Source organism: Afipia broomeae ATCC 49717 (genome assembly GCF_000314675.2).
Classification (GTDB): Bacteria; Pseudomonadota; Alphaproteobacteria; order Rhizobiales; family Xanthobacteraceae; genus Afipia; species Afipia broomeae.
Genome location: NZ_KB375283.1, coordinates 1,177,006 through 1,200,730, shown reverse-complemented (window position 1 = coordinate 1,200,730; position 23,725 = coordinate 1,177,006). Strand labels below are relative to the sequence as shown.

The following is a 23,725-nucleotide window of genomic DNA, read 5'->3' as shown; positions in this document are numbered from 1 at the left end:
ATAACAGGCTGTCATGATCAAGAAAACCATCTTCGCGGGCATGAGTATTTTGGTCCTGCTCGCGGTGTTTTGCGGCTCCGTGCAGAACACGCGTGCGGACGGGCCGCCGAAGCGCATCGTATCCTTCAATCTTTGCGCCGATCAGTTGCTGCTCGCGCTGGCCGACCCGGTCCAGATTGCCGGATTGTCGCCCTATGCGGTCAATCCGCTTCTGTCGGTGATGACAGACAAGGCCGCGGCGTTTCCCCGGCTGGATTGGGATGCGGAATCGGTCGTGAATCTCGCGCCTGATCTGGTGCTGGGCGGACCCAGCCATCGCCCGATCCATGCCATGCTCAGCGCGATGGGCATTCGCGTCGTGGACGTCGAACTCATCCGCAATCTCGCCGATGCGCGCCGTCAGGCCATCGAGGTGGGAAAGCTTGTCGGCCATCCCGAGCGCGGCGAGGCGCTGGCGCGCCAGATTGAACAGGCCGAGGCGAGATTGTCGGCGGTTGCCCTGAAGCCGCCGCTGACGGCGCTGGTCATTCAGCGCGAAGGCTACCGGGAAGGTCCAGCCAGTCTGGCTTCCGGTATGCTCTCCATCGCGGGATTGCGGCCGCCGCAACGGGCCGCTGGCGGAGCCGGCGGCTTCATGGCTGCGGAGCAGGGCGGATTCGTATCGCTTGAGCACTTGCTCACTGACGGACCGGATGTGCTGGTGTTGCAGGACCCGCCGCGCGAGGCCCAGGATCAGGGTGCGCTGTTCATCACCCATCCGGCGCTGCTGACGCGCTATGGGGCGAACAGGCGGATCGACCTCCCCGAACGCTACACGCTGTGCGGCGGACCGCCGTTGCTCGCAGGACTGGATTATCTCGCAAAGGCGATCACGACGCTGAAGTAGAGACCTCAGGCGGTCGCGGGCAAAACCTCGACGCCGCCACTGGCGACCACCTTGCCGCGCTTGAGCATCACCACATTCGTCGCCAGCCGCCGCATCTCGCCGGCATCGTGGCTGACAAACACCATCGGCACGCTGGCTTCATCGCGCAGCCGGACGAAGTAGGGAAGGATCTCCGCTTTCCGTTCCTCGTCGAGCGAGCCTAGCGGTTCGTCGAGCAGCAGCAGGCGCGGTTTCGCGAGCAGGGCGCGGCCGAGCGCCACACGTTGGCGCTCACCGCCGGAGAGTTGGGCGGGGCGCCGAGTGAGCAGATGTCCGATGTCGAGCAGATCGACGGTGTGTTTCTCAGCGGCCGCGTCGCGGTCGAGGCCATTCATGCGGCGCCCGTAGTCGAGATTCTGCATGACATCGAGATGCGGAAACAGCCGCGCGTCCTGAAACACGTAACCGATCCGCCGTTGATGTGGAGGAATGTGCAGGTGCAAAGCCGTATCGTCGAGCGTTTCCTCGTCGAGCACGATGCGGCCGCGATCGGGCGTCACCAGCCCGGCGATCATGTTGATGATCGAGGTCTTGCCGGCGCCGGAATTGCCGAACAGCCCGGTGACAAGCCCATTGCTTGTGAAGGATGTTTCGAGCCTGAAATCGCCAAGTTGCTTTTCAATATCGACGAGCAGCATATCAATAACCGTGCAGCCGCGCCGTCGCGCGACGCGCAAGAATTTCAGACGCGATCAGTGCGGCCATGGCAATTGCGATCGATACGATCACAAGCCGCAGCGCAGCCGTATCGCCGTCCGGCGTCTGGGTCAGCGAATAGATCGCCGCCGAGATGGTTTGCGTTTCGCCGGGAATGTTGGAGACGAATGTAATCGTCGCGCCGAATTCGCCGATGGCTTTGGCGAAGCCGAGCACCATGCCGGCCAGGATTCCCGGCAATGCAAGCGGCAGTGTGACAGTCAGGAACACGCGCCAGGGCGCGGCGCCGAGCGTGCTGGCCGCCTGTTCGAGCTTGCGGTCCACCGCCTCGATGGACAGCCGGATGGGCCGCACCAGCAGCGGAAACGACATCACGCCGCAGGCAAGCGCCGCGCCGGTCCAGCGGAATGCGAACACGATACCGAGTGTGTCGGCAAGCCACGCGCCGACCAGGCCTTTACGTCCGAAGGTCAGCAGCAGCAGATAGCCGGTGACGACAGGCGGCAGCACCAGCGGCAGATAGATCAGCGCATCAAGCGCCGCCTTGCCCCAGAAGTTCCGCCGCGCCAGAAGCCACGCTACGGCGATGCCGAGTGGCGTGGCGACAAGTGTGGCGACGGCGGCGACCCGCAATGAGAGCAGGATCGCTGTCCATTCTTCGGCGGAGAGCTGGGACACGGCGGGTTGTTACGACGTCGGCTTGATCAGGAAGGTGAAGCCGTACTTTTCGAAGATCGATTTCGCCGCGGCCGAACGAAGGAACGCGAGATAGGGCGTTGCGTCTGGCTTCGCGCTCGCCGTCGCCGCCACCGGATAGATGATCGCCGGATGCGAGTCCGCCGGGAAGGCGCCGATGATCTTCACGCCGGGTTCGACCTTGGCGTCGGTCTCATACACGATGCCGAGATTGGCTTCGCCGCGCGCGACCAATGCGAGTGCGGCGCGGACGCTTTCAGCCATGGCGAATTTCGGCTCGGCGGCCTGCCACGCACCGAGCTTTTCCAGCGCAGCCTTGGCGTATTTGCCGACCGGCACGGCCTTGACGTCGCCGGTGGCGATCCTGCCGTCACCTGCAAGTTTGGCGAGATCGAAGCCCTGACCGATCGTGACCGTCGTGAGCTTGGAATCTTTCGGAACGATCAGCACGATCTTGTTGCCGAGCAGGTTGATCCGCGACGTGTCGCTGATGGTCTTCTTTCCTGCGGAGTAATCCATCCAGTCAGTGTCGGCCGAGATGAAGATATCCGCCGGCGCGCCCTGCTCGAGCTGCTTGGCGAGCGCGGAGCTTGCAGCATAACTTGAGACCACTTTAACGCCGGTCTTGGCGGTGTAAGCGGCATTGGCTTCATCCAACGCATTCTTCATCGAGGCCGCAGCGAACACGGTGAGGGTCTTGCCCTGCACGGCGGCCGGTGGTGCGCCTGCCGGCTTCGCGTCCTGCGCATAAGCCATCGAGAACAGCGGCGCGCAGACAAGCGCGGTTACGACGAGGAAGCGGGACATAAAGGTCATTTGGGCGCTCCATAGCGGGGCGCGCGCAACAATGCGCGCAAGCCGGCTTTGATCAAATCATCTGACGACAAGCGGAAGCGCCGTTCCGGCAACCCCGGCAGCGCGCAGCATGCCAAGGCATCGTTCGCCGGGACAATATCAGGCGTGGTCGCTGCGTAAAGTCCCGGATCGCTCCCCGGTTACGCGCTCGGGCTATTTTGCGTCCGGAGCCTGAAGAACCTGCCGGCATTCGGACGGCAGGTTTGCGAGTGTGAGCGGCGGCTTCGGTTTGGGCGGCACCGGCGGCGGCTTTGGATGCAGCACCGCGTCGCTGAACCAGTAGGCCAGGTCGCCTGCGCTGCAACCTTCACCGTCAGCGGGCGGCGTCTGCGCTTCACAATTCGTGCTGCCTGCCGGACACTTCATACGGATGTGAAAATGGTAGTCGTGCCCGTACATCGGGCGCACCTTCGACAGCCAGCTCCGGTCGCCCTTCGCTTCCCGGCACAGCGCCTTCTTGATCGCGGCGTTGACGAAGATGCGCTCCACCTGCGGCTCCTGAGCGGCAGCGCGGATCACGGGAAGATGTGTCGGCATCCATGTAGCCGGATCGATGTCGAGGCGATCTTTCCGCACCATCATCACGGCGGATGTTTCCTCGCGTTCCTCGCGGGAGAGCTGCCGGTTCGGCATCGGCGTCAGCCAGATGTCGGCATCGAGGCCGATCTGGTGGCTTGCGTGCCCGGTGAACATCGGCCCGCCGCGCGGCTGGGACATGTCGCCGACCAGAAGTCCCGGCCAGCCCGCCGTCTTCTGCGCTTTGACCGCCACGCGTTCGAGCAAAGCAATGAGATCAGGGTGTCCCCAGTTGCGGTTGCGCGACAGCCGCATGACTTGCCACGCCGATCCGTTGATCGCCAACGCGACCGCGCCGGCGATACATCCTTTGGCGTAAAATCCGATGGCTTGCGGCGCGAGCGCAGCCGGCTGCAGCTTGCGGCCGAACAGTTCCTTGGCGGCGATGTTGGGATCGTTGGGATTGGCCAGCGGCGGAAGCGGCTTGGGGTTGACGCTGCCCTTGTCCTGCGCCTGTGCCGGGACTGTCACAGCGAGAGCAGCCGACATCAGAGCGAGCGCGGGAATCAGACGGAATCGGATCATGACTCTCTTATAGCGGACAGCGGGCCCGGCGACGAGGCGGCGCGATTCTTAACCGGGCATTAGCCATGCCGGAGACTGACGCAAATTGGAGCGAAATGCCATGCGTGCGAATATTTGTTGTGCAGATGGCGCATCGAAGCCGAAGTAGTGTCATGATCGCGGGGGAGAAACGATCATGCGAGCCTTATCTGGTGTGGCCTGCCACTGTGAACGCCTCGCAATTGAGCACCCCAAGGGCCATCGCATAGGTGGCATCAGCTTCAGGCAGCCCGCTAAAGGATACCAATTTTTCAGACACTTATAGCAAAACTGGCGCCCGCAGAATGCAAGGGATGCGGGGCAGATGCCGATCAATCGGCCAAAACCAAAAAACAGAACCGGTAAGTCAGCACTCACGCGGGGAAGGTTGTCGGTTCGCCGGCCCAAGGCCGTGCCGAAGCTGTTACCCAAGGGCCGCAAGATCTCCGAGATCGGCGAAATCGTGCGCAAGCGCGCGGAAGCCGAGGCGGCGATCGCGGATGCGGCGCGCTCCAACGCGCGTTTGCGCGAGGCGATCGATATTCTTCCGCAAGGCATCGTGTTTCTCGATGCCGAGGGGCGATACATCCTCTGGAACAAGAAGTACGCCGAGATCTACAACAAGAGCGCCGACCTCTTTAAAGAGGGCGCGATGTTGCGTGACACCCTGAAGGAGGGCGTGGCGCGCGGCGACTATCCGGACGCGATCGGGCGCGAGGATGAATGGATCAACGAGCGGCTCGAGAAGCTTTATCATCCCGGTCATCGCCACGAACAAACCCTGTCCGACGGCCGCTGCATCCTGATCGAGGAACGCCTGACCGGCGACGGCGGCGTGATCGGGCTCCGCGTCGACATCACCGAACTGAAGCAGCGCGAAGCCTCGTTCCGCCTGCTGTTCGACGGCAATCCCGTACCGATGATTGTCTGTGCCCAGGACAACGAGCGCATCATCAGCGTCAATGACGCGGCGGTCGCGCATTACGGATACGCGCGCGAGGACTTCGAGAAACTGAAGATCTCCGACGTGCAGGCCTTCGATCAGGCCGCGCCCTGGACCGGCGACCAGACCACCGAGGAGCGCGCGGCGCGAACCTGGAAGCACGTCAAGGCCGACGGATCGCTGATCGATGTCGCGATCTATTCGCGCATGCTGACGTTCGAAGGCAAGCCCGCGGTGCTGCTGGCGCTGATGGACATCACCGAGCGCAAGCGCGCCGAAGCGCGGCTCGCTTTCATGGCGCAGCATGACGGCCTCACCGGGTTGCCGAACCGCATCCTGCTGCGGCAGCGGCTCGATGAACTGCTGGCGCATACCCGCCGCAGCGGCGACAAGGTCGCGGTGCTGTTTCTCGACCTCGACAACTTCAAGGCCATCAACGACACGCTGGGCCATGCCATCGGCGACAAGCTGCTCAAGGGCGTGACCAAGCGCCTGCGCTCTTCGCTGCGCGAGGAAGACGCGATCGCGCGCCTCGGCTCCGACGAATTCGCCATCGTGCAGGCCGGCGTGTCGCGGCCCGAGGATGTCGCGTTTCTGGCCCGGCGCCTGATCGACGCCATCAGCGAGCCCTATCTGTTCGACGGCCACACCATCGTCAGCGGCGCCAGCATCGGCATTGCGATTGCGCCGGGCGACGGCGACGATGCCGAGAAGCTGCTCAAGAATGCCGACATGGCGCTGTCGCGCGCCAAGAGCGAGGGTCACGGCACGTTCAGTTTCTTCGAATCGGAAATGGACGCCCGCGCCCAGACCCGCCGTCGCATCGAAATCGATCTGCGCGCGGCGATCGAGAGCAACATCCTGCAGCCTCACTACCAGCCGCTGGTGGATCTCAAGACCGGACGGATCACCGGCTTCGAGGCGCTGGTGCGCTGGCCGGACCCGGACCGCGGCATGATTCCGCCGGTGGAATTCATCCCGGTCGCGGAAGAAACCGGCCTGATCAACGCGGTCGGCGGCCTGATGCTGCGGCGCGCCTGCATGGACGCGGCGCATTGGCCGGACGACGTGCGCGTCGCCGTCAACCTGTCGCCGCTGCAATTCCGTGTTGGTAACCTTCTCTCGGTGGTGATGGACGCGCTGAAAACATCAGGCCTGTCGCCGAAGCGGCTTGAACTCGAAATCACCGAAACCCTGCTGCTCGAAAAGAGCGATCAGGTGCTGGCGACGCTGCATGCGCTGCGCGCGCTCGGCGTGCGGATTTCGATGGACGATTTCGGCACCGGATATTCGTCGCTGAGCTATCTGCGCAGCTTCCCGTTCGACAAGATCAAGATCGACCGCTCATTCGTGCGCGATCTCGGCTCCAATCAGGACGCGCAGGCCATCGTCCGCTCGATCATCTCGCTCGGCATGGGCCTTGGCGTGACGATCACCGCGGAAGGCGTCGAGACCGAATGCGAACTCGCCTGCCTGCGTGCGGAAGGCTGTCATGAGGGACAAGGCTTCCTGTTCAGCCGCGCCCGGCCGAACGCCGAGATCACCGCGTTGTTGCAGGCCCAGCGCAACGCGACCAGCGGCGCAAGCGTCCGCGTGGCGTGATCCCGGTTCTCGGCGCGGACCGATGCAAATGAAAAACCCCGGCTTTGAGCCGGGGTTTTCCTTGCGATGATCGCTGAAAATCACTTCTTCTTGGACTTCTTCTTCTTTTTCTTCGCAGGCTTGTCCTTCGCCTTCACGGCCTTCGAGACGTCGTCGATATCAGCCTTGGCGACATGCTTGACGATCGACTTGATCGTGCTCTTGGCGGACGCCTTGTTGGAATAGCCTTCCGAGGCGAACATCTTCTCGCCGTTCGGGGCGCGGAAGCGAAAGCGGAATTCGCCGGATTTGTCTTTGTAGATTTCAAATTTATACGACGCTGCCATCATTCTCTCCGATGGTTGAAAATTCGATCACGCGCACCGTCGATGGACGGGCGCGAAGAGTCAAGCGGCTCGCGCCTTTCTCTCGATCACGCACCCGCCAGATTCGACTTGAACGGGCGATGAACGGCGAGTGGCTCCGCAGTGATGAAGCGTGTCATCCCCCATTTGTGACATCGATTGTGACAGTGAGCCGCCGTATTCCGCGTGTCGTTGTGATTTGCTAAGGTGCGGCTCCAGAAAAAAGCGGGGAGGGACGCATGCCGGGCCTGTTGCGCGTGATGGGGACAATCGACCTCGATCAATTCTGGCCCGATGGCGATTCCGACGCCGATACAACGAAGGTCAAGGTCACGGTCGGACGCAACTCGTTTGCCTACGCCGCGGACGGCAAGACCTTCAAGAAGACCAATGCGTATTTCGGGGCGTTCGCGCGCGGCGCCAGCAACAAGGAGGTGATCGACACGCAAGGCCGGATCACTGTCCGGCTGCAAGGGATCGATGCGCCCGAACTGCATTATCGCGCGGGGCCGCTCAAGAAGAGCACCGGCGTTTCCACCGCCAAGCGCGAAAAATTCAATCTCGAAAACAAACAGCCGCGGCGGCAATACTGGGCGGAAACCGCGACGGTCGCGCTGGCGAAGAAACTGTCCGGCTTCGGCAGCCCGATCAAGTGTCAGGTGGTCTCGTTGATCGACAAGCCGTTCGAGGTGATCGACACCTACGGACGTTTCGTCGCCAACATCCGGGTCGGCACCGGATACAAGACCGACATCAACCTGTGGCTCGCCGAACAAGGCTGGGCGTATCCGACATTCTACTCCTCGATGGAAGAAGAAGAGATCCAGTCCTATCTCGATATCTTGAGCAAGGCCAAAGCCAAGGGCCGCGTCTGGAAGGACTACTCGGCTGACACCGGCAAGTTCGATCCGAAGCTGGTGTTTCGTCCGCACGGACCGGCTCAGCCAGCCAGGGACAGGGGCAAGGTGCTGATGCCCAAGATGTTCAGGCGGCAGTTGTCATACAAGTTGCAGAAGAAGGTCGGCGTCGTCAACGGAAGCTTCACCGACTATCTGAAGGCCAACAACGATTCCTGCTTCACGACGGACGATTTTATCAAACAGGGCCCGACCACCGCGCCGGTGCGCTCGCTGTACGAGTTCATGAAGGGCAACAAGTTCACCGTGAAGCCGCACGACATCGTGTTCCGCGAGAAATTTTCGAGTCTGGTCGACAAGAACGGCAGGAAGATCGAAAAATTCTGAGGGCGGGGCATGACGCGACCCGTTGCGCCGATATGAAACCACTTTCACGGTGTCTGTGAAAGCACCTGTTCCGCAGCGAAGGAAGCTCCAAGCCAAATACCGACGTTAGGGGCTATGGGTCCCCGCCTTCGCGGGGACGACCCGAAGGGTATGATCGCCGCCTAACCCTCAGCTATCCACCTTCAGCGCGGCAATGAAGGCTTCCTGCGGGATGTCGACCTTGCCGAACTGCCGCATCTTCTTCTTGCCTTCCTTCTGCTTCTCCAGAAGCTTGCGCTTGCGCGTGATGTCGCCGCCGTAGCACTTCGCGGTCACATCCTTGCGCAGCGCGCGGACGGTTTCGCGCGCGATCACCTTGCCGCCGATCGCCGCCTGGATCGGAATCTGGAACATGTGCGGCGGGATCAGCTCCTTCATTTTCTCGACCATGGCGCGGCCGCGGCCTTCGGCGCGGGTGCGATGAACCAGCATGGAGAGCGCATCCACCGGCTCGTTGTTGACGAGGATCTGCATCTTCACGAGATCGGCCGGCTTGTAATCGGTCAGGTGATAGTCGAACGAGGCATAGCCCTTCGAGACGGACTTCAGACGGTCGTAGAAATCGAACACCACCTCATTGAGCGGCAGTTCGTATTTCACCATGGCGCGGGCGCCGACGTAGGTCAGTTCCTTCTGGTTGCCGCGGCGCTCCTGACAGAGTTTGAGCACGCTGCCCAGATAGTCGTCCGGCGTGAGGATGGTGGCCTCGATCCACGGCTCCTCGATTTCCTTGATCTGCGTCACGTCCGGCATGTCGATCGGATTGTGAATCTCGATCTCGCTGCCGTTGTTGAGGTGCATCTTGTAGATGACGCTCGGGGCGGTCGCGATCAGGTTGAGATTGAACTCGCGGGAGAGGCGCTCCTGGATGATTTCCAGATGCAGCAGGCCGAGGAAGCCGCAGCGGAAGCCGAAGCCCAGCGCGGCCGAGGTCTCCATCTCGAACGAGAAGCTTGCGTCATTGAGCCGCAGCTTGCCCATCGCCGCGCGCAGCGTCTCGAAGTCGTCGGCATCGACCGGAAACAGGCCGCAGAAAACCACCGGCACGGCGGGCTTGAAGCCCGGCAGCATTTCGGTGATCGGCTTGCGGTCGTCGGTGATGGTGTCGCCGACGCGGGTATCGGCGACTTCCTTGATCGCCGCGGTGATGAAACCGATTTCGCCGGGGCCGAGTTCGTCGACATTAACCATCTTCGGCGTGAAGTAGCCGACACGCTCGACGTCGTAAGCCGCGCCCGTGCCCATCATGCGCACGCGCTGGCCCTTCTTCAGGACGCCATCGACCACGCGCACCAGAACCACGACGCCGAGGTAAACGTCGTACCAGCTATCGACCAGCAGCGCCTTCAGCGTCGCGTCGCGGTCGCCCTTCGGCGGCGGCAGGCGGGTGACGATGGCTTCCAGCACGTCGGGAATGCCGAGGCCGGTCTTTGCCGAGATCATCACCGCCTCGGAGGCATCGATGCCGATCACATCCTCGATCTGCTGCTTCACCTGTTCGGGCTCGGCGGCGGGCAGATCGACCTTGTTCAGCACCGGCACGATTTCGAGATTGGCGTCGAGCGCGTGATAGACGTTGGCGAGCGTCTGCGCTTCCACGCCCTGCGAGGCGTCGACCACCAGCAGCGCGCCTTCGCACGCGGCCAGCGAACGCGAAACCTCGTAGGCGAAGTCGACGTGGCCGGGCGTGTCCATCAGGTTGAAGATGTAGGTGTTGCCGTCCTTGGCCTTGTAGTTGAGACGAACGGTCTGCGCCTTGATGGTGATGCCGCGCTCACGCTCGATATCCATCGAATCGAGCACCTGTTCCTTCATCTCGCGCGCCTCCAGTCCGCCGGTGGTCTGGATCAGCCGGTCGGCGAGAGTGGACTTGCCATGGTCGATATGGGCGACGATGGAGAAGTTGCGGACGTTGGAAATAGGGGTCGTTGTCATGGGCGCGGGATAGCATTCGCGCCCCTTTGCGGCAACTGAATTGGGCGGCGGAACGCGGACTTCCAGCGGATTGGCGCGGATTTCCTGCTGTTCGCGGCGCTGCGTGCGATCCTTGCCGCAATCTCCCGGCACTGGTAGCAACAAGCCAGCGCAACGAGCCAGTTCCGACACAGGTTGACCGCGATGTCCGATGCTTCCTCGACCGAAACCGGGCGCAGAACCGGGAAAAACCCCGGCCCGCGCACCGGACTGCGATCCCGGCAGAAGGCGCGCCTGCGCCACGTGCCGGTCACGCGCCGCGTGGCGGCGTGGATCGCGGCAGTCGCCCACGATCCGGCGACGTCGCTCAGATTCGTCATCGGCTTTGCGGTGGTGCATGCGCTGCTCTGGACCATCATCCTCACTGCGCTGAAGGCCGCGCAGGATGTCCATATGGATGTCGCGGAGGCTTACGCCTGGGGCCAGAAATTCCTGCTCGGCTACGGCAAGCATCCGCCGCTGGCGGGATGGGTCGCGGGCGTCTGGTTCAGGATTTTTCCCGTCACCGACTGGGCGACCTATGCGCTGGCGATGACAGTCGCCGGCACCGGCCTTGTGATCTGCTGGCTGATCGCGGTGCGCGTGGTCGATCATCGCCGCGCCATGTTCATGGTGGCGATGCTGGCGCTCTATCCGGTCTTCACCTTCAAGGGCTTCAAGTACAATCCCGATCTGCTGCAACTGGTGACGCTGCCGCTGTTCGTGCTGGCCTATCTCGAGGCGTTCCAGAAGCGCACGGTGATGTCGGGCATCTGGCTCGGACTCGCCGCCGCGCTGGCGCTGATGACCAAATACTGGGTGCTGACCATGATCGGCGCTGCGGGGCTCGCATCGCTGCTCCATCCGGACCGGATGCGTTTTTGGCGCTCACCCGCGCCGTGGGTGGCGTTCGCGGCGTGTTTTGCCGGCTTGTTGCCGCATCTGTGGTGGCTGAAGCAGGCGGATTTCCTGCCGCTGATCTATGCCGACGATGTGTATGGCGGGCGGACCTTCGCCACCACGCTGCGGCTCGCGTCGATCTATCTTGCGCACAATCTCGGCCTGCTGCTGCTTCCCGTGAGCTTCGCCGCCATTGCACTGGCGTGGAAGCTGCAATGGTGGAGGTCGCTGCGGCGGAGAGGATTTATCGGCGAGTTCATCGCCTCGGCAAGGCGTCCATGGGTGCGCGGTCCCAACTCCGGCGTGTTCCTCACGCAGGCGCGCAATATCTGGATCATGCAGATCATTGTCGCGCTGGTGCCGCCGATCGCCGCTGTGGCGTTCGGCATCTACATGAAGACCGACTGGGGAATCTCGCTGTTCTTCCTAGTCCCGCTGGCGCTGATTGCGCTGCCGACGCTGCGCGTCACGCAGATGGCGCTGATCCGGCTGATGCTGATGTGGCTGGTGTTCACCCTCGTCATGCTGCTGATCTCGCCGATCATCGCGGCGCAGACCGTGCGGCGCGACGGCGACGCCGGCGTTCCGTTCGCGCCCAAGTCTGAATTCGCGATGCAACTGACCGAAGCCTGGCGCGCGCGGTTCAACAGGCGCTGGGCCGTGGTCGCAGGCACCACCGAAATCGGCGAGCCTCTGACCTTCTACAGCCCCGATCATCCGGCGCCGCTGACCCCGCGGGAGGTCTGGGCCTCGGGCCTGACCAGTCTGGAGGAGGCGAAGCAGCGCGGCTTCATCGGCATCTGCGACACCAAGGATCTCGAGCTTAACAAGTGCGAAGCCTGGATGGCGGAGAACGCGCCGAACGCGGAGCGCCTCGATCTGACCTCGCGGCGCTACTTCCACGGCAAGGCGGGCCCGGCGGTGAAGTGGAAGATCTGGATCGTGGGTCCGGAGCGGCCTGACGAAGAGGACGACAAGTAGTAGGCTTCGCACGATCTATTCCACGGGTCGTCCCCGCGAAGGCGGGGACCCAGACTACCTGAATCAGATGTCAGCTACGTGTTCCGAACCGTGGACTGAGTGGTTATGGGTCCCCGCCTTCGCGGGGACGACATCTGAGATGGTGCAGCTTTGAGTGGAATCAGCCCGCTTCTTCTTCGCCGAACTTGTTGGCGAGCAGTTCGGTGATGGCGTTGATCGCCGCCTCGGCTTCGCGGCCGCTCGCCGCCACCGTGATGGTGGTGCCGATCCCGGCCGAAAGCATCATCAGGCCCATGATCGATGTGCCGCCGACGCTTTCGCCGTTGCGCGTGACGGTGAGTTCGGCGTCGAACTTTTCCGCCGTCTGCACGAATTTCGCGGAGGCGCGCGCATGAAGGCCGCGCTTGTTAATGATGGGAAGTTCTCGGACGATAACGCCGGCTGACGAAGACGTATGCTCCGGCGTGGCGCTCATTTCCCGGCGAGCACACGGCTGGCGATCGTCACGTATTTGCGGCCGGCTTCCTGAGCGGCGGCGATCGCGTCGGGCAGCGGCTTGTCGTCGCGCACCTTGGCGAGCTTGACCAGCATCGGCAGGTTGATGCCGGCCAGCACTTCGACCTTGGGACGGCTCATACAGGAGATCGCGAGGTTCGACGGCGTGCCGCCGAACATGTCGGTCAGAATCGCAACGCCATCGCCGCTGTCCACGCGCTTGACGGCTTCGATAATATCGCTGCGACACAGATCGGCATCGTCTTCGGCGCCAATCGTAATCGACTCGATTTGTTTTTGCGGACCCATCACGTGTTCAAGGGCAGCCTTGAACTCGTCGGCAAGACGCCCGTGGGTCACCAGTACTAGACCAATCATCCAAAACTCCTCGCGGGCGCTTTTTGATGCACCGCACGAAAGGGCCACATGTTGACCATCCAGAGCCCCGGCGCAAGGGGGGATGTTGCCGCGTACCCCCTTAAAAAAGGTGTCCGCGCGGGTCGTCTTCAGTGGCGGGGTCTGGGTTATATGGCGACCAAACCGCCGCCAGCAATCAGCCTAAGGTCGCGAGTTCGCTTTTGAAACCTTAAACTGTCGTAAGGAATGCCAGAACCAGGGGCAGAGCGCCATACCCCCGTGCCACCGGGATTCGCGGGATTTCCAGCCCGGAAACCAGGGTTTTGAGGGCTTCCGGCGGCGGCAGGCGCTCGGCGTCGGCGGCGTCGAGGTCGACCACCAGCCCCACGGGCGCGTCGGCGGCAAAGCCGATGGTCCTGATTCCAAGCCCGCGAATTTCGATCATTCCCGCCAGTTCAGGCACGCCGCGCACAATCAGCCGGCCGCCGTGGTCCGTCAGGCGGACCCGGTCGTCGCCGATCAAAGTGACGGCGGGGAGCTGTCCCGCGCGGCCGGCGAGGATCAGGTCGAACGCCAGCCGGGACTTGCCGGAGCCCGAGGGCCCGCGAATCAGGACCGCGCGGTCGCCGACCAGGACTGCCGAGGCATGGATGCTTGGGTCGCTGCCAGCGGTCATATGGCGGGCAGCCGGACCGTGAAGCGTGCGCCGACGATCCGGGCATCGCCTTCGGCGTCGAGCGGACCGGCGCGGTTTTCCGCCCAGATGCGCCCGCCGTGCGCTTCCACGATCTGCTTGGAGATCGACAGGCCGAGACCGGAATTCTGTCCAAAACCCTGATGCGGGCGGTCGGTGTAGAAGCGCTCGAAGATTTTCTCGAGTGCGCCGGGCCGGATGCCGGTGCCGTCGTCGTCGATCACGATCTCGATTTCGGATTTGAGGCGGCGGCAGACGATGCGCACCTTGCTGCCCGGACGCGAGAACGACTGCGCGTTGCTCAAAAGATTCGAAATCACCTGTCCGAGCCGCGAGTCATGTCCCGGCACGGAGAAGCTGTCGTTGGGCTTGCCCTCGAAACGGGCTTCGACCGTGACGTCGGTGCCGTGCTGGGTCTCGTTGGCGACCGAGACCAGCGTGTTGAGCAGGCGGCGGATATCGACCGGCTCCACATCCTGCCGCTGCAACTCGGCGTCGAGCCGGCTGGCGTCGGAAATGTCGGAGATCAGGCGGTCGAGCCTGCGCACGTCGTGCTCGATCACGGCCAGCAGCCGCGAGCGGCTGTCGTCGGAGCGCGCCAGCGGAAGCGTCTCGACCGCAGAGCGCATCGAGGTCAGCGGGTTCTTCAGTTCGTGGGCGACGTCCGCGGCGAAACGCTCGATCCCTTCAATGCGGTTGTACAGCGCGTCGGTCATGTCGCGCAGCGCCCGCGACAGATGGCCGATCTCGTCGCCGCGCGAGGTGAAGTCCGGAATTTCGACACGGGTCTTGATACGGCGGCGGACGCGCTCGGCGCTGTCGGCGAGACGGCGCATCGGGCCGGCGATGGTCGAGGCGAGCAGCAGCGACAGCAGGATCATCACGCCCGACGCGATGCCGAACACCTTGAGGATCGCGAGCCGCTCGTTGGTCACCAACTGGTCGATGTCGTCGCCCTGGGTCGAGAGCATCAGCGCGCCATGCACCGCGCGGAAGCGCTGCACCGGCACCGACACCGAGACGATCACTTCGCCGCGGTCGTTGATCCGCACCATGCTGCCCTTGCGGCCGTCGAGCGCCTGCTGGACTTCCTGATAGCCGTTGCCGTTTTCCGGTCCGAGTTCGCGGTACAGCGGCAGGTCGCCGCGGTTGAGCCAGGTGCGGATCGCGATCATGGTCTTTTCGGCGAAGCCGGGCTTCTCGGCATTCGGCGGCGCCAGTTCGAAGCGCATCACGTCGCCGCGGCCGTAAAGATTGCGGCTGTCGAGCACCAGCACGCCCTCGCGGTCATAGATGCGCGCGCGGGTCTTGGTCGGCGAAATCAGCCGCCGCAGCACCGGCGCGACGCGTTCGGGATTAATCGGGAAATCGATGTTGCTGAGGGTCTCGTCGGTCGGGCCGTAAGTTTCGCCGGGCTTCAGATCGAGCAGGCGCTCGGGATCGACGGTGATGGCGTTGGTCTCGACCGTGGCCGAGGCCGCGATCGCGCCCGAGATGATTTCGGCCTGCACCAGCAGGCTCTGCGCGCGCGCGTCGATCAGGCCGGCGCGGAATTGCGACAGATAGAGAATGCCGGCCAGCATCGCGAACAGGCCGATCAGGTTGAGGACCACGATGCGGCGTGTGAGGCTCGAGAAGGTCAGCGCGGTGAGATAACGTCCGGCGCGCTTGATCAGATCAACCGGACTCCAGCGCCGGCGCACGGCTCCGGCGTCCGACGGCGCGTCGGCAACCGGCGCAAGTGGCGGCGCACCGGCTTCGGCATCGTCGTCGCTGTCATGCTGCGTTCGATCAAGCAATGGCTAGACGCCCGATTGTTCGGTTCGAGATCGGCCGATTATAGCAACCAACCGGCATGCGAGCGACCCGCCATACGGCGCTGTCGCCGGACCAGTTCCCTCCGTGTCGCATGCCGGAACGATCAGGTTTCCTTGAAGCGATAGCCGACGCCGTACAGGGTTTCGATCATCTCGAAGTCATCGTCGGCTGCCTTGAACTTTTTCCGCAGGCGCTTGATGTGGCTGTCGATGGTGCGGTCGTCGACATAGACCTGGTCGTCATAGGCCGCATCCATCAGCGCGTTGCGGCTTTTCACCACTCCGGGGCGGGTGGCCAGCGCCTGAAGGATCAGGAATTCGGTCACGGTGAGCGTCACCGGTTCGTTCTTCCAGGTGCAGGTGTGACGTTCCGGGTCCATGCGCAGCAGTCCGCGCTCGAGCGCCTTGGCGTCCATTTCCTTCTGCGTGGCGGCAGGGTCCTTCGGCACCGCGCGGCGGAGCACCGCCTTGACGCGCTCCACCAAGAGGCGCTGGGAGAACGGTTTGCGGATGAAATCGTCGGCGCCCATCTTGAGGCCGAACAGCTCGTCGATTTCCTCGTCCTTGGAGGTGAGGAAGATCACCGGCAGATCGGACTTCTGGCGCAGCCGGCGCAGCGTTTCCATGCCGTCCATGCGGGGCATCTTGATGTCGAGGATGGCAAGGTCCGGCGGACTCGTCTTGAAGCCGTCGAGGGCTGACGCGCCATCCGTATAGGTCATGATCCGGTAGCCTTCGGCTTCCAGTGCGATCGAGACCGACGTCAGAATGTTGCGGTCGTCATCGACCAGGGCGATTGTGGGCATGAGCCTGCTTTCCAAATCGATAGTTTCGGGCGGGGCGACTGTTTACTGACCGGACAAACCGGATGCCGTGAAATAAGGCGTTCGCTTATCTTCAACGAGCAATGCAAGCTGGGCTGAAATGTGACCGAGTTCCTGGGCCCTGCGAATATTGGAACCTGACGTTTATATAAGCGGATTGTTCCGGGATATAACCCCTTTTTGCCGCAAAAAAGCCCGTTAACCTTTGAAATCAGGCTCCCGATGGACCCCTCTGCAACCGTCAAACCGGCCCGCCTGACCCGCTCACTGCTGGCCCGCCGCCGTCAGGGCGCACTGGCGACGCTGATGCCCGAGAGCGGCGATCCGTATTCCTCGCTGGTCAATGTCGGCTCGATGCCGGATGGCTCGCCGGTCCTGCTGATCTCGCGGCTTGCGATCCACACCAGGAACATTCTGAACGATCCGCGGGTGTCGCTGATGCTGGACGAACGGGCGCCGGGCGATCCGCTGGAAGGCGCGCGCATCATGCTGGCAGGCACCGCCGGAGAAACGCAGGGCGACGACGCCGGGCTTGCAAGACGGCGCTATCTTGCGGCTCATCCCTCGGCCGAGGACTTCGCCGGCTTCAAGGATTTCTCGTTCTTCAAGATCGTGCCGAAAGGTGTGCATCTGGTTGCGGGGTTCGGCCGTATCGTCGATCTGGAGCCGCGTGACTTTCTCACCGATCTCTCGGGTGCGGAGGCACTGGTGGAGGCCGAGCCGGACATCGTCGCGCATATGAATGCCGATCATATGGACACGATGAATCTGTACGCGGTGAAACTGCTCGGCGCTTCCCAAGGCGCATGGCGATGCACCGGCTGCGATCCCGAGGGCCTCGATCTGCAGGATGACGGGCGCACGCTCCGGCTCGATTTTCCGCAGCGGATCGTCACACCTGCCGCACTGCGGCAAGCCCTGAAGGCGCTTGCCGACCGCGCCAAGGCCCTCCCAAGCCCGTGAAATTCAATCCGTTTTCGCCGGTCCCGGCGATCTTTACCGCATTATGACGGATCGACTTGGCAAGCCGCGCGTTGGCCACTAATAAGTCGCCGGATTGAGGCCCGGGAGCTATGATCCCCGGCATCCGCGACAGGGGCGTTTGGCGAATAGCCGCGCGAAACGATACGCGGTCTTTTTGGGAGATTCTGACAGTGCAAGAGACGGGTGTGCGCAACGGTGCTTTCGGCGCCGATAAATTCGGTTTCAAAAATCTCAAACAGGTAAACTGGAATCTCGGCACCGCGCCGCTCTACGAGCACTCGCTGCGCAACAATGAAGCCGAGCTGTCAGCCGGCGGCGCGCTTGTCGCAGAAACCGGCGTGTTCACCGGCCGCTCGCCGAAAGACAAGTTCACGGTGCGCGACGCGCTCACCGACAAGACCATGTGGTGGGGCGGCAACCAGTCCATCACCTCCGAACAGTTCGAAACGCTGTATCAGGATTTCCTCAAGCACTGCGAAGGCAAGACCCTCTTCGCGCAGGATCTCTACGGCGGCGCCGATCCGAAATTCCGGATCAAAACGCGCGTGTTCACCGAAATGGCGTGGCACTCGCTGTTCATCCGCACGCTGCTGCGCCGTCCCGAAATGGCCGAGCTTGCGAACTTCGCACCCGAACTGACCATCGTCGATCTGCCGAGCTTCCGCGCCGATCCGAAGCGTCACGGCTGCAAGTCCGAGAACGTCGTCGCGATCGACTTCACCCGCAAGATCGTTCTGATCGCAGGCAGCCAGTACGCCGGCGAAATGAAGAAGTCGGTGTTCACCACGCTGAACTACTTCCTGCCGGCGCAGGGCGTGATGCCGATGCACTGTTCGGCCAATGTCGGCCCGGACGGCGACAGCGCGATCTTCTTCGGCCTCTCCGGCACCGGAAAGACCACGCTCTCCGCCGATCCGAACCGTACCCTGATCGGCGACGACGAGACCGGCTGGGGTCCGGACGGCATCTTCAATTTCGAAGGCGGCTGCTACGCCAAGACCATCAAGCTGTCGCGTGAAGCCGAACCTGCGATCTATGACGCCAGCATTTGCTTCGGCGCGGTGCTCGAGAACGTCGTGCTCGATCCGGTCACCCGCGAGCCCGACTTCGACGACGGCTCCAAGACCGAGAACACCCGTTCCGCTTATCCGCTGGAATCGATCCCGAACGCATCGCGCACCGGTCGCGCCGGTCATCCGAAGAATCTGGTGATGCTCGCCGCCGACGCCTTCGGCGTGATGCCGCCGATCGCCAAGCTGACCCCGGCGCAGGCGATGTACCACTTCCTCTCCGGCTACACCGCGAAGGTCGCCGGCACCGAGCGCGGCCTCGGCAACGAGCCCGTTCCTGAATTCTCGGCGTGCTTCGGCTCGCCGTTCCTGCCGCGCGATCCGGCCGAATACGGCCAGCTCCTGAAGGAGCTGATCGCCAAGCACAACGTCGATTGCTGGGTGGTCAACACCGGCTGGACCGGCGGCAAGTATGGCACCGGCAGCCGCATGCCGATCAAGGTGACCCGCGCGCTGCTGACCGCCGCGCTGAACGGCTCGCTGCGCAACGCCCAGTTCCGCACCGACAAGTATTTCGGCTTCGCGGTGCCGACGGCTCTCGAAGGCGTGCCGAGCGACATTCTCGATCCGGTCAACACCTGGAAGGACAAGGCCGAGTTCGACAAGACCGCGCGGGCGCTGGTCGGCATGTTCCAGAAGAACTTCGAACAGTTCGAAAAGCATGTCGACGCGGAAGTCCGCGCCGCCGCTCCCGAGGTCAAGCTCGCCGCGGAGTGAGTTCCTTCATACCGGTTTTGAACATATAAAAGGGCGGCTCACGGGCCGCCCTTTTTGTTGCCCCGTCACACGGAGATCTCGGAATGAAGATCAGCGCGCGCAATCAGCTCAAGGGCAAGGTCGTCGCCATCGATCACGGCGTCACCACCAGCCATGTGAAGATCGACATTGGCGGCAGCATTATCACCTCGGCCATCACCAAGACCTCGGTCGAGGAGTTGAAGCTCGAAGTCGGCAAGCAGGTCTACGCCATCGTCAAGGCGAGCGACGTCATGGTGGGCATCGACTGAGGCCATCCATGATCCGCATCAACCGGCGATCGTTTGTGGCGGGCGCCAGCATGATGATGCTGGCACGGCCGGCGCACGCCGCGCGCACCGTCACCGACAGCGCCGGGCGGAGCGTCGAACTTCCCGATCGCATTGATCAAGTGTTCGCGGCGGGCGGGCCGGCGTCGGTGGTGGTCTATGCGATGCGGCCGGAGACCATGGTGGGCTGGCCGCGCGCATTGCGCGCCGAAGAGCGCCCGTACATCGCTGCGGGCCAGCGTGATCTGCCGGAGGTCGGTTTGCTGACCGGACGCGGCGACACGGCCAACATAGAGACCGTGCTGAAAATCAAGCCCGACCTGATCGTCGACTACGGCTCGGTACGGCAGACCTTCGCGTCGCTGGCCGACAGCGTGCAGCAGCGCACCGGCATTCCCTATGTGCTGATCGACGGGCGCTTTGAGGCGACGGCATTATCGTTCCGGCTGCTCGGCAATATCTTTGGCGTGCCGGAGCGCGGCGAGGCGCTTGCAAAATATTCGGACGACCTGTTCAAGGGTCTCGATACGACGCTGGCGGGAATTCCCGAGGATCAGCGCCCGCGGGTCTATCTGGCGCGCGGTCCTGACGGATTTGAGACGGGGCTGCGCGGCTCGATCAACACCGAGATCATCGAACGGGCCGGCGGGCGCAACGTCGCCGATGCGCAGGACCAGCGGCGCGGCATTGCCAACGTGTCGCCCGAACAGATTCTCGCGTGGAATCCCGACATCATTGTCACCTGGGATCGCAACTTCCACGACAAGGTCGCCAAAGGCGGCGATTCAGTCTGGCAGGGCCTCAAAGCCGTCAAGGATGGCCGCGTGTATCTCGCGCCGACCGCGCCGTTCGGCTGGATCGATCGGCCGCCGTCGATCAACCGTCTGATCGGGCTGCGCTGGCTTGCCAATCTGTTTCACGGCGCGCGCTTTCCATTCGACATCCGGCAGGACACGCGCGCCTTCTACAGGCTGTTCTACCATGTCGATGTCGCGGACAGCGATCTCGATACGCTGATCGCATGGGCGGACGGCAAGCCGCCGTCAATTCCGGCACGCCGATGACGGCACAGCGCGGGGCATCGCGAGTCTCCTGGATGATTCCCGGCCTCGCGTTGCTGGCGCTTGCAGCCGCGGTGATCGGACTGACCGTCGGCGCCTTTCCTATGACGCTCGATGGATTCTTTCGTGCGCTGAGCAATTTCTGGTCGGGCGATCTGCCGCAGACCGCTGAACAGCGCGTGCTGTTCGGCATTCGCGGTCCGCGCGTGCTGGCAGGCCTGATCGTCGGGGCTTCGCTCGCAGGTGCGGGCGTCGTCTATCAGGGGCTGTTTCGCAATCCGCTGGTCTCACCCGATGTGCTCGGCGTCTCGGCAGGCGCGGGCCTCGGCGCAGTGATCGGCATTTTCCTGTCACTGCCAGTGTTCGCGATCCAGATGCTCGCGTTCGGCGGTGGCCTTGCGACGGTGGGCCTTGTCTATCTGATTGCGGTGGCTGTGCGCGGCCGTGATCCGACGCTGGTGCTCGTGCTGGGCGGCGTGGTGGTCGGCGCGCTTGCGGGCGCGGCGATCTCGCTGCTGAAAATTCTCGCCGATCCTTATGACCAGTTGCCCGCCATCACCTTCTGGCTGCTCGGCAGTCTCGCCAGTGTGCGCGGCGGCGATCTGTGGAATGTCATGCCGGCGGTCGCGATCGGCCTTGTGCCGCTGGTGCTGCTGCGCTGGCAGATCAACGTGCTGTCGCTGGGCGACGAGGAGGCCAAGTCGCTTGGCGTCGAATCCGGGCGGCTGCGCGTCATCGTCATCGCCGCAGCGACGCTGATCACCGCCAGCGTTGTGGCGATCTCCGGCGTGATCGGCTGGGTTGGTCTGGTGATCCCGCACATTGCGCGGATGCTGGTCGGCCCGAACTTCGAGCGGCTGCTTCCGGCGGCGATGCTGATGGGCGCGAGCTATCTGGTGCTGGTGGATACGCTGGCGCGTTCGCTGGGGCGCATTGAAGTGCCGCTCGGTATTCTGACGGCGGTTGTCGGGGCGCCGTTCTTTTTGTGGCTCTTGTGGCGCGGCCGGCACGGGTGGTCATGATGCGTCTCATTGCCCGCGATCTCGCATTCGGTTATCCCGAGCGGCCTGTCGGCCGAAATCTGAATCTGACCGTCGAGACCGGCGAGGTGCTGTGTCTGCTCGGGCCGAACGGATGCGGCAAGAGCACGCTGTTCAAGACGTTGCTCGGCCTGTTGCGGCCGCAGGGCGGCGACATCTCGCTCGGCGGTGATGCACTGTCTACCCTGCCGCGCGTGGACATCGCGCGCCGCATCGCCTATGTGCCGCAGGCGCAGGACACTGCGTTTCCCTATACCGCGTCCGATCTGGTGCTGATGGGCCGGGTCGCGCATCGCGGCGTGTTCGCGGCCCCCACGAAGGAAGACCGGACTATCGCGCAGAGCTCGCTGGCAGAGCTTGGGATCGCCGAACTCGCTTCGCGCGAGGTAACGACACTATCCGGCGGTCAGCGCCAGCTCGTGATCGTGGCGCGGGCGATGGCGCAGGCGGCGCCGCTGATCGTGATGGACGAGCCGACCGCCAGTCTCGATTTCGGCAATGAGGCCGCTGTGCTGGCGGAAATCCGCAAGCTCGCCGCGCGCGGCACCGGCATCATTCTCTCAACCCACGATCCCGATCAGGCCTTTGCGGTGGCGAGCCGCGTCGCGTTGATGCAGGACGGCGTCATCGTTGCGCAAGGAACGCCGCACGAGGTGCTCACCGCCGCGCGGCTGAAAGCAGTGTACGGCATCGATGTCACGGTCGAACGGCTGGCAAGCGGGCAGACGGTCTGCGCGCCGGTCTATCCGCGCTGAACGTCACGCCTTGAGTACCCCAATGGCTTTGGCGGTTGCCGTCATAATCCAGTCGCAAGGCGCGCTATTCTGAAATCCAAACCGGGGAGGGTCAGATGGCGGATATCGACGGTATCAAGATCGCCAGTCTCACGCATGACTTCGTGACGAAGAAGTCGTTCGTCGGACTGGTCTGGGAAAGCGACGCCAGCAAGTCACTGGGGCTGGAGGTACCGTTTTGCTGCAGCCCGGAGCAGCTTCCGGCAGAGGCTGAAAAGGCCGTGCGCAAGCTCTCTCACGAACTCGCTTCGATCCCCATCATGGTTGTGCCGTAAGGGTCGCGCGAGCATCGCCGGTCAGCGGATGGACGCCGCCAGTTGTTGTGCGACCTTGCGATGGCCCTCTGCCGTCAGATGAATTCAGTCGGGTTGCCGCAGCCCGCTGCGAAGCGCCGACCACACATAGCTGTCAGCCTCGATGATGCGGATGCCGCGGGCATGCAGCCGCTTTCGGATTTCAGACCTGTTGGCCGCTGCCTCCGCTTCGCTGATGCCCTTCCGGCGATCGTTGCCGCCGATCTGAAGAATCACGATCTTCGTTCCGTCCGGCGCTACGCTCGATAATCGCGACAGCATGCCGCCGGTTGTGTCTCCGCTGACCCCTGCGTTGCTCACCGTCATCGGCTGGCCTTTCGCACGCAGAAGTTCTTGCAGGACGGCTGGAAAGGCCGCCGATGCGCCGACGCCGTATCCGGCGGTATTGCTGGCGCCGAGCGCGACGATCTGGGCGCTGCAATTTGTGGTGGCGGCAAATGTCACGAGGCAGATGAGGATCAGACTTCTGAGCATCTTGGAAGCCCTCGTTGGTTTAGCGAACTTTTCGAAATTCCATTCTGTAAATGACCGCTTCACCGGTCACCGGGTCCTCACCCGGTGCTCCGCTAATCACGAGCGTATCGCCCTCAAGCGTATAAGGCCGGATCAGATCCGAAACGCCCCATGCCGGATTCCAGGCCGCATCGACATGGTGGACGACTTTGTCGTCGTCGAGCGTATACGACGCGGAATAGGCCAGCATGGAATCGAACAGCGCGACCTTTTCATCGTCCGTAGGCGTTGTCCCCTTGAGCTTGGCCCTGTGGCGATCGACAACCAACGCCATCATGCGGCCGTCGGCGTGATAGGCGATATATCCGATAGGGTCCGCGCCCATTGCATCGGTTATCTTGCCGGTCGCGACCGCCGTACGCGTCCATGACACCATCCGCCACGTTCCGAGAAGTGCAGCCGCGTCTGCCATGCCTCGCTCCGCGAATGAATGGCCGCTCATTGAGCGGCCATTTTTTATCATAGTATATTGGTGACCG

23 protein-coding genes and 1 pseudogene are annotated in these 23,725 nt (G+C 63.2%); 11 read left to right on the top strand and 13 right to left on the bottom strand.

Annotated features, from left to right (window positions below; translation table 11 throughout):
* Positions 1–13: 13 nt before the first annotated feature.
* Positions 14–886 (top strand): ABC transporter substrate-binding protein, encoded by an 873-nt coding sequence (locus HMPREF9695_RS18275; protein WP_006022378.1) that lies wholly within the window; start codon positions 14–16, stop codon positions 884–886.
* A 5-nt stretch (positions 887–891) separates the two neighbouring features.
* On the opposite strand, the gene modC is transcribed toward HMPREF9695_RS18275, so the two are convergent.
* From modC to mepA, 4 genes are all read right to left on the bottom strand, one after another.
* Positions 892–1,563 carry a molybdenum ABC transporter ATP-binding protein gene (gene modC, locus HMPREF9695_RS18270; protein WP_006022377.1) on the bottom strand — a complete coding sequence of 224 codons (672 nt, stop codon included), beginning with the start codon at positions 1,561–1,563 and terminating at the stop codon, positions 892–894.
* Between the two features lies 1 nt (position 1,564).
* Positions 1,565–2,260, bottom strand: a complete 696-nt coding sequence (gene modB / locus HMPREF9695_RS18265) for a molybdate ABC transporter permease subunit (RefSeq protein ID WP_006022376.1) — start codon at positions 2,258–2,260, stop codon at positions 1,565–1,567.
* A 9-nt stretch (positions 2,261–2,269) separates the two neighbouring features.
* Positions 2,270–3,094 carry a molybdate ABC transporter substrate-binding protein gene (modA, locus tag HMPREF9695_RS18260; RefSeq protein WP_006022375.1) on the bottom strand — a complete coding sequence of 275 codons (825 nt, stop codon included), beginning with the start codon at positions 3,092–3,094 and terminating at the stop codon, positions 2,270–2,272.
* Positions 3,095–3,286: 192 nt separating this feature from the next.
* The gene (mepA, locus tag HMPREF9695_RS18255; protein ID WP_006022374.1) at positions 3,287–4,234 is read right to left on the bottom strand and encodes a penicillin-insensitive murein endopeptidase; all 948 of its coding nucleotides are present in this window, start codon (positions 4,232–4,234) and stop codon (positions 3,287–3,289) included.
* A 343-nt stretch (positions 4,235–4,577) separates the two neighbouring features.
* On the opposite strand from mepA, the gene HMPREF9695_RS18250 reads away from it, so the two are divergent.
* Positions 4,578–6,797: a putative bifunctional diguanylate cyclase/phosphodiesterase gene (locus HMPREF9695_RS18250; RefSeq protein ID WP_006022373.1), complete on the top strand. Its 2,220-nt coding sequence runs from the start codon at positions 4,578–4,580 to the stop codon at positions 6,795–6,797.
* Between the two features lie 137 nt (positions 6,798–6,934).
* Here the strand turns inward: HMPREF9695_RS18250 and HMPREF9695_RS18245 are convergent.
* Positions 6,935–7,123, bottom strand: a pseudogene (locus HMPREF9695_RS18245) (YegP family protein); the annotation flags it as partial.
* 257 nt (positions 7,124–7,380) lie between these two features.
* Between HMPREF9695_RS18245 and HMPREF9695_RS18240 the strand changes: the two are divergent.
* Entirely contained in the window at positions 7,381–8,385 is a 1,005-nt protein-coding gene (locus HMPREF9695_RS18240; RefSeq protein WP_006022371.1) for a thermonuclease family protein, read from the top strand.
* A gap of 168 nt (positions 8,386–8,553) precedes the next feature.
* Here the strand turns inward: HMPREF9695_RS18240 and lepA are convergent, their stop codons facing one another.
* The gene (lepA, locus tag HMPREF9695_RS18235; RefSeq protein WP_024920522.1) at positions 8,554–10,359 is read right to left on the bottom strand and encodes a translation elongation factor 4; all 1,806 of its coding nucleotides are present in this window, start codon (positions 10,357–10,359) and stop codon (positions 8,554–8,556) included.
* Between the two features lie 183 nt (positions 10,360–10,542).
* On the opposite strand from lepA, the gene HMPREF9695_RS18230 reads away from it, so the two are divergent.
* On the top strand, positions 10,543–12,258 hold the full coding sequence (locus HMPREF9695_RS18230) for a glycosyltransferase family 39 protein (RefSeq protein ID WP_006022369.1): 1,716 nt from the start codon (positions 10,543–10,545) through the stop codon (positions 12,256–12,258).
* A gap of 160 nt (positions 12,259–12,418) precedes the next feature.
* On the opposite strand, the gene HMPREF9695_RS18225 is transcribed toward HMPREF9695_RS18230, so the two are convergent.
* The 5 genes from HMPREF9695_RS18225 to HMPREF9695_RS18205 form a co-directional block, all read right to left on the bottom strand.
* Positions 12,419–12,733 carry an HPr family phosphocarrier protein gene (locus HMPREF9695_RS18225; RefSeq protein WP_006022368.1) on the bottom strand — a complete coding sequence of 105 codons (315 nt, stop codon included), beginning with the start codon at positions 12,731–12,733 and terminating at the stop codon, positions 12,419–12,421.
* Positions 12,730–13,131 (bottom strand): PTS sugar transporter subunit IIA, encoded by a 402-nt coding sequence (locus HMPREF9695_RS18220; protein WP_006022367.1) that lies wholly within the window; start codon positions 13,129–13,131, stop codon positions 12,730–12,732. Before HMPREF9695_RS18220 ends, HMPREF9695_RS18225 begins: the two co-directional genes overlap by 4 nt.
* A gap of 208 nt (positions 13,132–13,339) precedes the next feature.
* Positions 13,340–13,786 carry an HPr kinase/phosphorylase gene (locus tag HMPREF9695_RS18215; RefSeq protein ID WP_006022366.1) on the bottom strand — a complete coding sequence of 149 codons (447 nt, stop codon included), beginning with the start codon at positions 13,784–13,786 and terminating at the stop codon, positions 13,340–13,342.
* Positions 13,783–15,603, bottom strand: coding sequence for a sensor histidine kinase (locus HMPREF9695_RS18210; RefSeq protein WP_041712673.1), 1,821 nt, complete (start codon positions 15,601–15,603; stop codon positions 13,783–13,785). The genes HMPREF9695_RS18215 and HMPREF9695_RS18210 overlap by 4 nt, the downstream gene beginning before the upstream one ends.
* Positions 15,604–15,725: 122 nt before the next feature.
* Positions 15,726–16,427, bottom strand: a complete 702-nt coding sequence (locus tag HMPREF9695_RS18205) for a response regulator transcription factor (protein ID WP_006022364.1) — start codon at positions 16,425–16,427, stop codon at positions 15,726–15,728.
* A gap of 240 nt (positions 16,428–16,667) precedes the next feature.
* Between HMPREF9695_RS18205 and HMPREF9695_RS18200 the strand changes: the two genes are divergently transcribed.
* The 7 genes from HMPREF9695_RS18200 (at position 16,668) to HMPREF9695_RS18170 (ending at position 22,694) form a co-directional block, all read left to right on the top strand.
* Complete coding sequence (locus HMPREF9695_RS18200) at positions 16,668–17,408, top strand: HugZ family pyridoxamine 5'-phosphate oxidase (protein ID WP_006022363.1); 741 nt, start codon at positions 16,668–16,670, stop codon at positions 17,406–17,408.
* 191 nt (positions 17,409–17,599) lie between these two features.
* Positions 17,600–19,216 carry a phosphoenolpyruvate carboxykinase gene (locus HMPREF9695_RS18195; protein ID WP_041712669.1) on the top strand — a complete coding sequence of 539 codons (1,617 nt, stop codon included), beginning with the start codon at positions 17,600–17,602 and terminating at the stop codon, positions 19,214–19,216.
* An 83-nt stretch (positions 19,217–19,299) separates the two neighbouring features.
* On the top strand, positions 19,300–19,506 hold the full coding sequence (locus HMPREF9695_RS18190) for a TOBE domain-containing protein (RefSeq protein ID WP_006022361.1): 207 nt from the start codon (positions 19,300–19,302) through the stop codon (positions 19,504–19,506).
* Between the two features lie 8 nt (positions 19,507–19,514).
* On the top strand, positions 19,515–20,588 hold the full coding sequence (locus HMPREF9695_RS18185; protein WP_006022360.1) for an iron ABC transporter substrate-binding protein: 1,074 nt from the start codon (positions 19,515–19,517) through the stop codon (positions 20,586–20,588).
* Positions 20,585–21,607: a FecCD family ABC transporter permease gene (locus tag HMPREF9695_RS18180; RefSeq protein WP_041712883.1), complete on the top strand. Its 1,023-nt coding sequence runs from the start codon at positions 20,585–20,587 to the stop codon at positions 21,605–21,607. Before HMPREF9695_RS18185 ends, HMPREF9695_RS18180 begins: the two co-directional genes overlap by 4 nt.
* On the top strand, positions 21,607–22,380 hold the full coding sequence (locus tag HMPREF9695_RS18175; protein WP_041712881.1) for an ABC transporter ATP-binding protein: 774 nt from the start codon (positions 21,607–21,609) through the stop codon (positions 22,378–22,380). Before HMPREF9695_RS18180 ends, HMPREF9695_RS18175 begins: the two co-directional genes overlap by 1 nt.
* A gap of 95 nt (positions 22,381–22,475) precedes the next feature.
* The gene (locus tag HMPREF9695_RS18170) at positions 22,476–22,694 is read left to right on the top strand and encodes a hypothetical protein (RefSeq protein ID WP_006022357.1); all 219 of its coding nucleotides are present in this window, start codon (positions 22,476–22,478) and stop codon (positions 22,692–22,694) included.
* Positions 22,695–22,778: 84 nt separating this feature from the next.
* Here the strand turns inward: HMPREF9695_RS18170 and HMPREF9695_RS18165 are convergent, their stop codons facing one another.
* Positions 22,779–23,207 (bottom strand): GDSL-type esterase/lipase family protein, encoded by a 429-nt coding sequence (locus HMPREF9695_RS18165; protein WP_006022356.1) that lies wholly within the window; start codon positions 23,205–23,207, stop codon positions 22,779–22,781.
* 19 nt (positions 23,208–23,226) lie between these two features.
* The gene (locus tag HMPREF9695_RS18160; protein ID WP_006022355.1) at positions 23,227–23,658 is read right to left on the bottom strand and encodes a lipocalin-like domain-containing protein; all 432 of its coding nucleotides are present in this window, start codon (positions 23,656–23,658) and stop codon (positions 23,227–23,229) included.
* Between the last annotated feature and the right edge of the window lie 67 nt (positions 23,659–23,725).